This is a genomic window from Brevibacterium picturae, assembly GCF_030453725.1.
GTDB classification, from domain to species: domain Bacteria; phylum Actinomycetota; class Actinomycetes; order Actinomycetales; family Brevibacteriaceae; genus Brevibacterium; species Brevibacterium sandarakinum_A.
In genome coordinates, this window is the sequence record NZ_JAKDJU010000088.1 from 1 (window position 1) to 12,503 (window position 12,503).

Below are 12,503 nucleotides of genomic sequence, written 5' to 3' on the forward strand. Positions count from 1 at the left end.
CGGCCACGACTGGCGAAGGGGTTTCGGAGGTCGCTTCGGTGGGCGAGCACAGCTTCGGCTGCTCATCACCCTCGCCCAGGCGGGTCGATCTCTTGGCGTCAGTGCGATCGGCGAGTCGATCGGCGTCGACCAACCTCGCGCTTCCCGCCTCGTGTCACAGGGCGTCGAACTGGGCCTGCTGCAACGTGAAGCCGATCCCGATGATGCCCGTCGCACACTCATTGCGTTGACGGATAAGGGTCGGGCGATCTCGAGCAGGTTCCGCGGAGCCCAGCGCGACAGCGTCGACCTTGCCCTTGACGGATTCACAGATGAGGAGCGTGCTCTCCTCGCACAGCTGCTCTCGCGCCTGGCAGATGCCTGGCCTCAGTGAGACGCCTCGGCGAGGGGCAGACATCTGGCCCCGGTGAAGGGCGTTCGCTTCAGCTTTCGGCGAGCGCCTTGAGCCTGTTCAGCGATTCCAGCAGGTTCTCCGACGTCGTCGACTGCGCGCGAGGAAGTCGCCGGGGGTCTCTCAGCTCGGTCCAGTCATAGGTCTGACGAACCACGCTGGAGCTTTCTCCAGTCGCTTCGATCTCCCACGTCCACTTCTGGCCGAACGGCTCACCGCCGACCTCGGAGGGCTTCCAGGCAATGAGCCGACCTTCCTCGAAGTCGACGACGTGGTTTTCGCGGTCGATTCCCTTGGTCAGAGTGGTGATGAAGGAGCTGCCGGCACCGGCGACTCGCTGCCCCTGAGCGGCCTTAGCCAGGTTGTCATTGCCATCCCATTCGGGCTGGCGGACGGGGTCTGCGATGAGTTCGAAGATCTCCGAGGCGGGGGCGGCGATCACGGCGTCGACGCTGACGACCTTGAGCGTCGGGTCGATCGTATCGAAGATCGAGGCATCGGTGGCTTCCGAGGCGGCGGCCTCGCCAGCGGGAGCAGATGAGTTGGATATCGGTTCGGTCATGGTCGTTCCGCCTCTTCGCTTGAGTCCGGGTCCGATGGCAGCTCCTGCGCCGCCAAAGTGCAGTCGGAGTCAGAATACACAGGTTGGACAGCCGAGGGGCCCCGGCTTCGAAGTCGCTCAGTCTTCGAGGGCCCGATCTTGGCGTTCGGCTCGCAGTTCTGCGGTGCTGAAGCGCGTGAACAACCGAGATGAATCGCTCGACAGTGACAGCAGCACGGCGACCTGCATGGCAATCGTCGTCAGCGCGTACATGTTGGTCGCAAGGTCGCGGTTGCCTGTGAAGTAGTTCGTCATCGACACGATCACGGACACCGTGGACAGGGTGAGGATCCACAGTCGAGCCCGATTGCTGCCACGGAACACGGAGATACTCGCGATCACCTGCAGGCAACCGATGAGGAGACTGAGTCCGATGAGAGCTCCCGCAGCGATCTGCGTTGCCAATTCGTCGCCGAGGGCTCCGATGTCTGCGCTGTAGTCCACAACCTCGGTCCGCAGTCCATCCCAGTCGAGCACCGTGCCCAGCACGTCCCAGGCCTGAAAGATGAGCAGGACCAGAACGAGTGCGGCACCGACGACCGTCTGCAGGGGGCGCTTGTGCCACAGGGTTTTCGTCACTTCTCTGACCGACCGAGCATCGGCGTAGATCTGGGTCGCGTCGAGGGCCAGTTCGAGCCGGTCCGGGGAGTCGGATTCGTCTGTGGCCACCTCGGTGACCTCGATGATCGGCAGATCCCCGTCGGTGATGATCGCGTCCCCGCCGCCGTTGCGTGAGTGGTAGCCGGTCGAGAAGTCCTGGATGTGCTGGACGACGATCGCGTCATCGGCCGAAGCCACCGTCTCGACGATGTAGTCGCGTTCGACATCGGTGTTCTCTTCGATCTTGTGTGTGAACTGCAGTGTGAACAACGAGATTCCGACGCTCTTGTCATAGGTGCCCGCCGCCAGCCAGTCCGCCTCATGCCCACCGGGCAGCATCCATCCGGTGGGGCATTTCCAGAATCGCACGTGGTGGCGCTGCCCGGGGTCGCCGTCGACTTCCTGCTGGTAGGCGAAGTCCTGCCGCCTGCCGAACAGAAGCAGGGGCGAAACGGGCGCTTTGGGGTAGCTGGTCCTGGTCAGGGTGGATCTGATGATCTCCCAGGTCGAAGCCGGCGTGATGCCATCGGCAAGGATCCACCCCGCGGCCTTCATCGCGTGATGGATCTGCGTTTCGTCACCGCGCCATGCGAGGTTGACCGGATCACCGAGCAGGCCGTCCGATGTCCGGGCTCGACCGATGAAATAGTTGGGGACGTAGATCTGGGAGAGGATGCGATGCAGCCGGGGAAGCGCCAGGTAGGACACCACCACCCAGAACACGAGCAGGGTCAGCACCTGCCACCATCCCAGTGAGAATCCCTTGAACAGGATCAGCATCGCCAACCACGTTGACGAGGCACCTCCGAAGAGGAAGAAGAGATAGTCGAGGATTCCGGTGACTGTGAAACGGTGGCGCCGGAATGCGAATGGCTGCCTCTGTCGTCTCTTCTCGGGAGCACCCGAGTGATCGGGGCCAGGCTCGGGTCCTGGCTGAGGCGACGTGGCTCCGGAGGTCATGGGACAAGCTTAATGATCCCGGCGTCGGTTCAGGGTCGCGGCCGCCGTCGCCGCGACCTCAAAATTATCATCGGCACTGAGTTCGGCGATGAAGTCATCGACCTCGGTGCCCGGAATCTCGATGAGGACCTGCAGCACCCGGAAGCGCACCCTCGCCTCCGGCGACCGGGCATGCCGACGCAGATCCGACATGATCCGCACCGCAACCTCAGCAAGAGCCCCTTCGTTCGGGGCCTCGTTGACGAAGGCGGCGAGCGCCTCGGCGGCTTCGATGTCTTTGGGGCCGTCCATCGCGATTTCGAGCAGGTCGGACACCGCTGCCGGGTCACCCATCTGGCCCAATATCAGGGCCGCGCTGCTGCGCAGCTGCAGATCCGTGTCGCCGAGGCCGGAATGCAGGGATTCGATGATGGTCGTCTCAGCGACGGACCCGAGTTCCTCCTTCGCCGTGTTGCGACGGATTTCGTCGAGTGCCTGGAGCGCATTGCGACGGACTTCGACGGACAGGTCGTCCATTCCCTGCGCCAGGTGACGCACCGCTTCGGGGCCCGATTGCGCAAGGGCCCACCGCATGGCCCCGGCAGCATTGAGCACGGGCTCATTGAGGACCGCCTCGGACAGGGATTCGACAGGCACCGTGCCGTCGACGCCGCTGCCCAGCGCCGCCTTGTGCCGCTGGATGACGTCGCCGGACTCGAGGGACCGCATGAGGTCGATGGTCAGCAGCAGCGCCTCTCCGTCGGCATGGTGGAGACCGTCGATCTGCTCGAGGTGGGCCAGCAGCTCTCGTTCGACCGCAATGCGTCGCTGGGACGTCTCGATCAGATCGCGAATCAGACGTCCAGGATCGAATCCGGGATCGTCGAGCAGTGGACCGATCTCTGCCAGCGACATTCCGAGCTTGCGCAGGCCCTCGATGTGGAAGATCCGCCCGATATCGTTCGCGGAATACTCCCGGTATCCGCTGGCGGTGCGGTCACTGGGATCGATGAGGCCCAAGGATTCATAGTGCCGCAGCATACGGGCGCTCACGCCTGACCGTTTGGCCACTTCGCCGATCAGCATTCGCATCTCTCTCCCGCCTCCACTATAGACAGGTCGCACTGTCGTTGCTCCACCAACAGAGCGCCGATTTCCAGAGGAAGGAGTCCGAGGTGTCGCACGCGGCGCTGCACGAGCTTGCCCCGCTCGGCAGCGCCGCCCCGGTCGACCCTTCCCATAATCGATCTATGCTGACGCCTCGGACCCCAGCGCGACCACTCGCTTGGCTTCACTCAAGGCGTGAGCGAAACCGGCGTCCGGATCGGTGAACATTTCCCGGGTCGCCATGGCGTGTGTCCGCACTGTTTCTTCCTCTGCCTGCAGTCTTCCATCGAGCACTGACACGAGATCCTCGCCCAAGGAGACGATGGCTCGGCTGAGGCTCTTCTGCGTCTCCATGTCGCCCCGCCCGAGCTGCGTCACCAGGGTCGATGCCAATCGCTGCCGGTCATCACCGGGGACAAGTGCCACGGCGGCCCTCCACGCACTGCGGGCCACCTCGGTGTCGGAATGAGCAATCAGCTTGGTTCCGATGATCCCGGGATCCATCGCCTCCCAGCCGCGAGGATCTCCGATCTTCGACAGCGTGTGCAGGGCCTGGCCCTGAGCCTGCGGCGCATCGGAGCTCAGCTCGGCAATGAGCAGGTCGACGGCCGCCTCGGCGGGCATCCGAGTGATCGCCCAGGTGAGCATGTCACGGACGAAGAAGTCCGGATCGATTCTGCACCGCCGAATCAGGGCGCCGAGGTGGCGGTCCTCAGCTGTGATGCCGATGGACAGGGCCGCCTGCAGTCGATGCTGTGGGTTCGCCGACGACAATGCCACGAGGACGGCCTCCTGTTTCATCTGCGGCTGGGAAACGTGCTGCGTGGTCGTCTCCGTGTTGTGTGGTTTGGTCATTGTTTCCACCTCCGTGCAACCAGTGAAGGCCTTGACATCGTGTCAAGGTCAACCCCTGATTCGCATCAGTGTCGCCTCTTAGACTCGGGACATCACTGCTGTCGGAGCGGAACGGGACGAAGACACGTTCGCGAACGCCCGTGACAAGTCTCAGTGGGACTTCACACTCATGCTGCTCGTGCCCGATTGGCTGGGCCGCTCCCGACTCGACCATCGGGCCACGGTGGCGGCCCGACGGCGAGCTCTCCCCACCTCGGCGATCTGGGCCGGACGGCTCCGGAGTAGCTTCGAACGATTCTGCGCAGTGACGCCGAGCGTCAGGGCTGAGCAGTCGACCAGTGACCGCCCGAGGCCGGCCCACTGCTCGATGCCGAGTCACCGCTCGGGTCGCCATCTGTGCCTCCGTTGCCGGCGCCCACGATGACCAGGAGGGCGACGACGGCGATGACAATGATCACCATGACGACCAGCGCGATCACACCCACCAAGCACCCGAAGATCCGAGACCGTGGATTACGCCGCCTGATGAAGACCATGGCCCGATCTTAGACCGCACCCTCGTCGCCCCACCCCCACACGATGACGCAGATTCGCAACAGTGGCGCGTCACCGAGACAGCACCCAAAAAAATTGCCACCGTGATCGTTCTGTGACAAAAAGTACGGCGTGGATACATGCGCCCTTCAGTTTGTTGCATTATCGTTATATTCATGGCTGGAACGACTCGACACCGCAACGGCTCTCGGTCCGTGCTTCGTGGTGCCCTGATCGGTCTTGGGGCCGCCGTGATGGCATTGACCCTCGCCACCGTGATCATCATCAATGCACCGGTCTCATTCGGGTCGACTACGATCAGGCAGATGCAGATGGCGTCCGTGAATCAACTGTCCGAGCAGCAGATCGATAATGCCCGACTCATCATCGGCATCGGCCGTGGCGGCGACTTCAATGACCGGGCGATCAGAATCGCTCTGATGACCGCACTCCAGGAATCATCGCTGCGTAACCTCGAATCGGGCGACCGCGACTCCGTCGGCCTGTTCCAGCAGCGCCCTTCACAGGGGTGGGGCGAACCGGAGAGCCTCAACGACCCCGTCTACGCCACCAAGTCCTTCTACGGAATCAACCCGGACATCGAGAACCCCGGGCTCACCCAGATCGACGACTGGCACGCGATGAGTCCCACCGAAGCTGCACAGGCGGTGCAGCGATCTGCCTTGCCTGATGCCTATGGGCAGTGGGAGTCATTGGCCGTTGATCTCATCGGCACCCAGGACGACGTCGAAGCCCTGAGCTGAGCGGTGAGCACTGCACGCACGACGCTGACCCTGGCCGCGCTCGGACTGACCACCGCCCTGTCACTCAGCGCATGTTCGAAGACGACTGCTTCAGCCGCTGGCGTGAGCCCACCGGGGATTGTCCGGTAATCTCTATCCATGGCTTCCACTTCAGATTCCACCCCGGTCAATGCCGCAGTCGAGCAGCTCCTGCGCAATCCCGAGGACAATCTCGAAGCCATCTCAGAGACCGCCGACCTATTCAAGGCCTTGGCCACTCCGTCCAGGCTGAAGATGCTGTTGGTCCTCGCCCACGGGGAGGCGACCGTGACGCACATCGTCGAATCGACCGAACTCTCGCAGCCCCTGGTCTCCCAGCATCTGAAGTTCCTGCGCGGACTCCACCTCGTCGGAGTCAATCGGATCGGTCGTGAGGCCTACTACTCGCTCAAGGACGACCACGTCGCCCACATCATCCTCGACGCCCTGGCCCACACCATCGAAGGCCACGAACACTGAGCGCCTCTGAGCCGACCTCATCCGTCCCAAGCCGCCGGAAGCCGCCGAAAGCTGCCGGAAGCCGCCGAAAGCTGCCCGAGCGTCATCGGCGCCTGCGCAGCGCCTCCGGCCCACCTCCGACGACCCAGACAATGACGACGACCAGCACCGCGCCGATCCACTGCGCCGGCTGCAGGCGCTCTCCGGCGATGACTGCACCCAGGACCACTGCTGACAGAGGCTGAAGCAGCATGAGCGCAGCCGTCCGCGACACAGACACCAGCGGACTCGAAATGCTCAGCAGCACCCACGACAGTGCCTGGCCGAAGACCGCCAGCGCCACCATCCACGCCCAACCGTCCCAGCCCAGGTCGAAGTCGAGCCCCCCGAGCGCGACACCGGCGATCCCCGTCATCACCCCCGCAGCGATTGTGCCCACAGCCACGGGTGCGACCACGAAGCTCGGTGCCGCCTTCCGGCAGTGATGGATGCCGAAGATGTAGACGCCGTAGAGGATTCCCGACAGGACGCCGAAGATCGCACCACGGGCGGGGTTCGCCGCTCCCTCATCGGCGCCGAAGACGCCTCCGGTCAGCAGCATGCCGATGATCATGATCGGGATGCATCCCAGGAACAGCCATCCCGGACGTGTTCCCCCGAAGATCCATACCAGTGCAGGAAACACGATGACCTGGACGCTGATGAGGACAGTCGAGACGCCCACACCGGCGTCGAGGACGCTCTGCGCCCACAGAACGTAATCAATGCCCAGTGCCGCACCCGAGACGGCTGCGACGATGAGTGCCCTGGACGGCAGCCGTCCCCGTCGCCGCAGTTCGAAGATCGTCAGGGGAGCGAGGACGATGACGGCGATCCAGCAGCGCAGGAATGCCGCGGTCGGGGCACTCGCCTCGGCAAGGATGACGAACAGGCCGGCCGAGCCCAGGAGCAGTGCAGACACGATGATGCCCAGCGTCGGCAGCCCTGAGGGCGACGGTTCCGAGACGGCTGGTGAGCCCGAGGACGCAGGCGGCTGTGCGGGCGGTTCCGCGCCATGGGCCGCGGCCGAGTTCGGAGTCATCGCATGAAGTCGAGGATCCGGTCGAGCGCCTCGGCGGTCTTGTCCGCTCCGACGGCCAGTGACAATCGCACGGAGCGGGGCCCGTTGAGGGAGTCGAAGTCGTCACCCGGCGCCAGTGCGACCCCGGTGGCGTCGAGAAGCGCCTGACACCAGTCGGTCGCAGTCACGATGTCGTCATTCGACCGCTGCAGGATCTCGTCGATGCGGGCATACATGTAGAACGCCCCATCGGGCGGGGCCATATCGGTAAACCCCAGGTCAGCAGTGGCGTCGAGAACGTGCTTGCGGGCGCGGGCGAAGGATTCGACCGCCGCCTCGCATTCGGCATAGGACTCCTCCGTGAAGGCCGCCACGGCCGCATACTGGGCGGGAACCGGGGCACACAGCGACAGATTTCCGGTCACGTTCTGGGCAGCATGAGTCAGCTCTTCGGGCAGGATCGCCCAGCCGAGTCGCCACCCGGTCATCGCCCAGTACTTCGAGAACGAGGAGATGACGATGGCATTGTCATCATGGGCCAACGCGGTCTCACCACGCGTGCCGATGTAGCTGATGCCGTGATAGATCTCGTCGGAGATCACCTGTACACCGTGTTCGGCGCACCAGGAGATGAGCTCGCCGAGGTGCTCGCCTGAGATCATCGTCCCCGTCGGATTCGCCGGCGATGCGAGCATGAGTCCCTTGAGCGGGGCCTTCGCATGTGCCTGCTCGAGGAGTTCGACGGTCGGTTGGAAGCCATGGTCTCCACCGCAGTCGAGTTCGACGATCTCGCAGTTCAATGCGGCGAGGATGTTCTTGTATGCGCCGTAGCCCGGGCGGGCGAGTGCGACTCGGTCACCGGCGTCGAAGCAGGTCAGGAAGGCCGTCTGGAAAGCACCGGAGGAACCCGTGGTGATGGCGATGCGTTCCGTGGGCACCTCAACGCCGTACCAGTCACGGTAATGCCCGGCGATGGCTGTGCGCAGTTCGGGGATGCCGAAGATCGGGGAGTAGCCGAGGTTCGTGCCGTCGGTGACCACCTCGGCGGCTCTCCTGCGCACCGGCCCCGGTGCACCCTGGGTCGGTTCGCCCAGGCACATGGCGATGGTGTCTTGGCCCTGGCGCGACATCTCCTGGACCTTGGCCACGATATTCATGGCGGCGAAGGGCTGGACGAGTCCGGCCCGGTCGGAGACGCGGGGTGCGCTCGTCTGGGTGCTCATGGTCATTGGTCACTTCCTCTCACGTGGGACGCGTCCCATGAGGTAGAACTCGGGGTTGGGCATCATTCCGCCTACATGGGCCATGCGGTTCGACAGGCCGAAGAATCCGGTGATCGCGCCGATGTCCCAGGCGTCTTCGTCATCGAAGCCGTGTTCGGCCAGGGCTGCGAAGTCAGCGTCGGACAGCGCCCAGGGCTCTGTGCAGACCGTCATCGCGAAGTCGAGCATCGCCATCTGACGGTCGGTGATGTCGGCCTGGCGGTAGTTGACGGCCACTTGGTCTGCGACCAGGGGCTTCTTCTCCATGATCCGCAGCACGGCTCCGTGGGCGACGACGCAGTAGAGGCAGTTGTTGACCGCCGAGGTGGCCGTGACGATCATCTCGCGGTCCCCCTTGCTCAGATTCCCGGTCTCCTTCTCCATCAGAGCGTCATAGTAGGCGAAGAACGCCCGGAATTCCGCCGGTCGGCGGGCCAGGGACAGGAAGACGTTGGGCACGAAGCCCGACTTCTCGGACACGGTCAGAATGGTTTCGCGGATATCGTCTTCGACATCGTCGATGTCAGCGTAGGGGTATCGCATACTGCTCATGCTAACCGCCTCGAACGGACATGTGTGCCGCGGGTCACGCACAGGGCTGGGATGCTGTTGTGCTGAAGGCTAGGGTGATGAGCAGACATCGATGACGATCAGAAGGAGTGTCAATCATGAGCGATGAGAACACCGGCTCGACTGGTGAGATCCAGCTCGACAACGGAGTCTTCCGCGTGACGCGGTGGACCATCCAACCCAATGGGGTCATCCCCATGCACAAGCACGAATACGAGTACGTTGTCATTCCGATGGTCACCGATGCGATGCACGTGCGGAACTCGGATGGAACGTCGATCGTCGCCGACCTCGAGGCGGGAGTCAGCTACACCCGCGCGGCAGGATCCGAACATGAGGTCTCGAATCCCGACGGAACCGACGACATCGTCTTCGTCGAAGTCGAGCGCCTCTGACTGCCCCTTCATGAGGCCGACCGTCCCTGATTGGGCCCTAAGTGGTCATTTTGGACGCATCGCGCTGCTCACGACCGCACCATTTCGACCACCTAAGCGATGTCGGATGCGCGCGTCGCCGTTGGTGTCTGCGCCGCAGCGGTCGGACGAATGCTCGGACAGGCAAACGCTCAGGCGGGCACGTCCCAGGTGTGGACGGGTTCGCCGGAGGCCTGGTTCGCCACGTAGGCGTCCATCATCTGCTTGAGTCCCTCTCGGCGCTCCGGTGAGTCCGGGGCGCTGTTCGGAGCCAGGCGGTCAAGCATCCTCAGCTGCCACGTCGCACCGTTGGCCCTCCTCTCGGCTCGGCCCTCGATGATCGACATGTACTCCTCAATGACGTCTTTGTCGATGCCCAGACGGCTCAACCCCCTGCGCGCCTGCGGGATGAGGACGTCGAGCACGAGGTCCGCCACATCGATGTGGCCGATCTTCGGCCAGGTCACACGGGCACCGATTCCGTCCTTGGCACAGGCGAAGAAGTTCTCCTCCGCCTCACGAAACGACATCCGCGACCACACGGGACGATTCTCTCCCACGAGGAACTCCGCGAGACCATAGTAGAAGGCGGCATCGGCGACCATGTCGACGGGAGTGGGACCGGCCGGGAGCAGTCGGTTCTCCACGCGAATGTGCGCACCGCTGTGAGAGGAGTCATAGATCGGTCGGTTCCAGCGCCAGACTGTGCCGTTGTGCAGATTGAGCTCGTAGAGCTTCGGAGCATCCGCCTGACTGAACTCGACGAAGTCCTTGATCTCCGGCAGCAGCGGCGGGAAGTAGCGGACGTTTTCCTCGAAGAGGTCGAAGACACTCGTGATCCACCGTTCCCCGAACCACACCCGGGGCCTCACACCCTGGTTGACGAGCTCGGGGGTACGGGTATCGATGGCCTGACTGAAAACAGGGATTCGAGATTCGTGCCAGAGCTTGCGGCCGACGAACAGCGGGGAGTTCGCACTCATCGCGACCTGTGCCGCCGCGATCGCCTGGGAGGCGTTCCAGGCCTCGGCGAATTTGTTGGGGGCGACCTGCAGGTGCAGCTGCATCGAGGTGCATGAGGCTTCCGGGGCGATGTCGGAGAATTCGTGTTTGTACTTCTCCTCGCCGTCGAGTTCGATGCGCACGTACTCACCGCGAGCGTCGACGATCGAGTTGCTCAGCGCCTCGTAACGGTTCTCCTCGGTCATCCATTTCGCCTCGGTGAGGAATTGGGTGCTCAGGGTCGGCAGCGTTCCGATCGAGGCGACCGTCAGTCCCTCCGCCTCGGCGGCCTTCTGGGCCCTGCTCAGCCGATGCGCGACTCCGGCTTCCAGGGTCTTCAGCCCGCGCCCGGCCACCTGCAGCACGGGATGGTTGAGTTCGAGGTTGAACCCGCCGATCTCTGACTGGTACTCATCGTCGAGGCTCTCGAGGACCTTCGTGTTGTTCAGGCTCGGCTGATTGTCCGAGTCGATGAGGTTGAGTTCGAGTTCCAGACCGATCGTGCCCGCGGATTTGAACTCCGCATGGCGCAGATACGTGTCGAAGAGTTCGAGGTTCTCCGCGAGCTTCTCCCGATACAGCGTGCGCTCTTCCGGCGTGTACCGCTTGGAACTGACTTCCTCACCCATGGGTCAAGCAAACCACAGACTCTGGGTTTCGCGCTCGCGTACGACCGGACTTTTCACATCCCGCTTCCCTCGCACCTCATCGCATGATGCGGACACCGCAATCGACCTTGCAGGCACCATCGTAGAATCGGGCCATGACCACCTCTCAGACCTCAGACCTCCAGTCCGCTGACCTCGTCGCGCAGGCCAACGACCGTCTCTCCCTCATCCTCGATGACATCAAGCGCGTCATCACGAAGGAGACGCCCTCTCACGACAAGCAAGCCGTGGCCGCCGGTGCCCAGGACTTCGTCGAGCTGCTGCGCGAACGTCTCCAGGCCACAGCGGAGCTCATCACCGTCGACGACACGGCTCATGTGCGTCTGCGCTTCGGCTCGGGCCCGGCCCGCGTGGTCCTCCTCAACCACCAGGACACGGTCTGGCCGAACGGAACCCTGGACCGCATTCCCTTCTCCACCGACGACGGCATCCTGCGCGGGCCCGGCAGCTTCGACATGCTCACCGGGGCCATCATGAGCATCCACGCAACCGCGATCCTGGCCGAGCACCTCGGCGAGGGTGGACTTGACGGTCTGTCGATCCTGATCACCGGCGATGAGGAGATCGGGTCGATCTCCTCATCCGACCTCATCCGCGCCGAGGCGGCCGAAGCGAAGGCCGTGTATGTGATGGAGGCGAGCGCCGGCGGTGCGCTCAAACTCGAGCGCAAGGGAACGAGCAACTACACCCTCGTCTTCACCGGCAAGGCCTCCCATGCCGGGCTCGAGCCAGAGAAGGGGATCAATGCCGGTATGGCGCTGGCCCTCCATCTGCCGTTGGTCGCCGATCTCGCCGACGCCGAGGCTGGCACTTCGGTGGTGCCGACCGTGATCAGCGCGGGAACCACCACGAACACCGTCCCGGCCGAGGCGCGCGTCGATGTCGATGTGCGGGCACGCACCGCTGCTGAACTCGACCGAGTCGACGCCGCTATGCGTGAACTGGCCAGGCGCCCTCAGCTCGAGGGGTCGACGATCGAGGTCATCGGCGGCATCAACCGTCCGCCGTTCGAACGTGAGCAGTCGGCGGCGCTGTTCGATCGCGCCACTGCGCTGGCTGCGGACCTCGGACTGCCCGCACCGGAGGGCGTGTCGGTCGGCGGTGCCTCGGACGGCAACTTCACCGCCGGTGACGGTATTGCCACCCTTGATGGTCTCGGTGCCGTGGGCGATGGGGCGCATGCAGAACACGAGCACGCGGTCATCGATGAGATCGCCCCACGCACAGCCCTCCTCGCGGCCCTCATCGCCGATCAGCTGC

At 63.9% G+C, this 12,503-nt stretch carries 14 protein-coding genes; 5 read left to right on the forward strand and 9 right to left on the reverse strand.

All coding sequences use genetic code 11. The annotated features are described in order from the left end of the window. Window positions 1–373 (forward strand): MarR family winged helix-turn-helix transcriptional regulator (locus L0G76_RS09910; RefSeq protein ID WP_304357094.1); only part of this gene is annotated, 373 nt, incomplete at its 5' end. A 49-nt stretch (window positions 374–422) separates the two neighbouring features. On the opposite strand, the gene L0G76_RS09915 is transcribed toward L0G76_RS09910, so the two are convergent. The 5 genes from L0G76_RS09915 to L0G76_RS09935 form a co-directional block, all read right to left on the reverse strand. Next, complete coding sequence (locus L0G76_RS09915) at window positions 423–953, reverse strand: SRPBCC family protein (RefSeq protein ID WP_096168279.1); 531 nt, start codon at window positions 951–953, stop codon at window positions 423–425. Between the two features lie 117 nt (window positions 954–1,070). Next, window positions 1,071–2,552 (reverse strand): LssY C-terminal domain-containing protein, encoded by a 1,482-nt coding sequence (locus L0G76_RS09920; RefSeq protein WP_096168278.1) that lies wholly within the window; start codon window positions 2,550–2,552, stop codon window positions 1,071–1,073. Window positions 2,553–2,561: 9 nt separating this feature from the next. Continuing rightward, window positions 2,562–3,617: a MerR family transcriptional regulator gene (locus L0G76_RS09925; protein WP_096168316.1), complete on the reverse strand. Its 1,056-nt coding sequence runs from the start codon at window positions 3,615–3,617 to the stop codon at window positions 2,562–2,564. A gap of 162 nt (window positions 3,618–3,779) precedes the next feature. Further along, window positions 3,780–4,493: a HEAT repeat domain-containing protein gene (locus L0G76_RS09930; RefSeq protein ID WP_304357095.1), complete on the reverse strand. Its 714-nt coding sequence runs from the start codon at window positions 4,491–4,493 to the stop codon at window positions 3,780–3,782. A gap of 317 nt (window positions 4,494–4,810) precedes the next feature. Further along, window positions 4,811–5,029: a hypothetical protein gene (locus tag L0G76_RS09935; protein WP_304357096.1), complete on the reverse strand. Its 219-nt coding sequence runs from the start codon at window positions 5,027–5,029 to the stop codon at window positions 4,811–4,813. 174 nt (window positions 5,030–5,203) lie between these two features. Here L0G76_RS09935 and L0G76_RS09940 point away from each other — a divergent pair, with 174 nt between their 5' ends. Both L0G76_RS09940 and L0G76_RS09945 read left to right on the forward strand, forming a co-directional pair. After that, the gene (locus tag L0G76_RS09940) at window positions 5,204–5,791 is read left to right on the forward strand and encodes a peptidoglycan-binding protein (protein WP_240519973.1); all 588 of its coding nucleotides are present in this window, start codon (window positions 5,204–5,206) and stop codon (window positions 5,789–5,791) included. Between the two features lie 138 nt (window positions 5,792–5,929). After that, on the forward strand, window positions 5,930–6,289 hold the full coding sequence (locus L0G76_RS09945; protein WP_096168276.1) for an ArsR/SmtB family transcription factor: 360 nt from the start codon (window positions 5,930–5,932) through the stop codon (window positions 6,287–6,289). Window positions 6,290–6,371: 82 nt separating this feature from the next. On the opposite strand, the gene L0G76_RS09950 is transcribed toward L0G76_RS09945, so the two are convergent. The 3 genes from L0G76_RS09950 to L0G76_RS09960 are packed head-to-tail and all read right to left on the reverse strand — an operon-like array spanning window position 6,372 to window position 9,142. After that, a complete protein-coding gene (locus L0G76_RS09950; RefSeq protein ID WP_304357097.1) occupies window positions 6,372–7,349 on the reverse strand; it encodes a DMT family transporter in 978 nt (325 codons plus the stop codon). Further along, complete coding sequence (locus L0G76_RS09955; RefSeq protein WP_096168314.1) at window positions 7,346–8,551, reverse strand: pyridoxal phosphate-dependent aminotransferase; 1,206 nt, start codon at window positions 8,549–8,551, stop codon at window positions 7,346–7,348. The genes L0G76_RS09950 and L0G76_RS09955 overlap by 4 nt, the downstream gene beginning before the upstream one ends. Window positions 8,552–8,560: 9 nt before the next feature. Next, entirely contained in the window at window positions 8,561–9,142 is a 582-nt protein-coding gene (locus L0G76_RS09960) for a peroxidase-related enzyme (RefSeq protein ID WP_240519972.1), read from the reverse strand. 116 nt (window positions 9,143–9,258) lie between these two features. Between L0G76_RS09960 and L0G76_RS09965 the strand changes: the two genes are divergently transcribed. Next, the gene (locus L0G76_RS09965; protein WP_092105698.1) at window positions 9,259–9,555 is read left to right on the forward strand and encodes a cupin domain-containing protein; all 297 of its coding nucleotides are present in this window, start codon (window positions 9,259–9,261) and stop codon (window positions 9,553–9,555) included. A gap of 170 nt (window positions 9,556–9,725) precedes the next feature. On the opposite strand, the gene L0G76_RS09970 is transcribed toward L0G76_RS09965, so the two are convergent. Then, the gene (locus tag L0G76_RS09970) at window positions 9,726–11,204 is read right to left on the reverse strand and encodes a glutamate-cysteine ligase family protein (RefSeq protein WP_304357098.1); all 1,479 of its coding nucleotides are present in this window, start codon (window positions 11,202–11,204) and stop codon (window positions 9,726–9,728) included. 134 nt (window positions 11,205–11,338) lie between these two features. Here L0G76_RS09970 and L0G76_RS09975 point away from each other — a divergent pair. Beyond that, the coding region (locus L0G76_RS09975; protein WP_304357099.1) for a M20 family metallopeptidase at window positions 11,339–12,503 on the forward strand (1,165 nt) is incomplete at its 3' end.

Coding starts and splice junctions, on each gene's coding strand:
- L0G76_RS09965 (WP_092105698.1), top strand. CDS start 9,259: ATGAGCGATGAGAACACCGGCTCGACTGGTGAGATCCAGCTCGACAAC.
- L0G76_RS09950 (WP_304357097.1), bottom strand. CDS start 7,349: ATGACTCCGAACTCGGCCGCGGCCCATGGCGCGGAACCGCCCGCACAG.
- L0G76_RS09925 (WP_096168316.1), bottom strand. CDS start 3,617: ATGCTGATCGGCGAAGTGGCCAAACGGTCAGGCGTGAGCGCCCGTATG.
- L0G76_RS09935 (WP_304357096.1), bottom strand. CDS start 5,029: ATGGTCTTCATCAGGCGGCGTAATCCACGGTCTCGGATCTTCGGGTGC.
- L0G76_RS09940 (WP_240519973.1), top strand. CDS start 5,204: ATGGCTGGAACGACTCGACACCGCAACGGCTCTCGGTCCGTGCTTCGT.
- L0G76_RS09955 (WP_096168314.1), bottom strand. CDS start 8,551: ATGAGCACCCAGACGAGCGCACCCCGCGTCTCCGACCGGGCCGGACTC.
- L0G76_RS09915 (WP_096168279.1), bottom strand. CDS start 953: ATGACCGAACCGATATCCAACTCATCTGCTCCCGCTGGCGAGGCCGCC.
- L0G76_RS09960 (WP_240519972.1), bottom strand. CDS start 9,142: ATGAGCAGTATGCGATACCCCTACGCTGACATCGACGATGTCGAAGAC.
- L0G76_RS09945 (WP_096168276.1), top strand. CDS start 5,930: ATGGCTTCCACTTCAGATTCCACCCCGGTCAATGCCGCAGTCGAGCAG.
- L0G76_RS09970 (WP_304357098.1), bottom strand. CDS start 11,204: ATGGGTGAGGAAGTCAGTTCCAAGCGGTACACGCCGGAAGAGCGCACG.
- L0G76_RS09930 (WP_304357095.1), bottom strand. CDS start 4,493: ATGACCAAACCACACAACACGGAGACGACCACGCAGCACGTTTCCCAG.
- L0G76_RS09920 (WP_096168278.1), bottom strand. CDS start 2,552: ATGACCTCCGGAGCCACGTCGCCTCAGCCAGGACCCGAGCCTGGCCCC.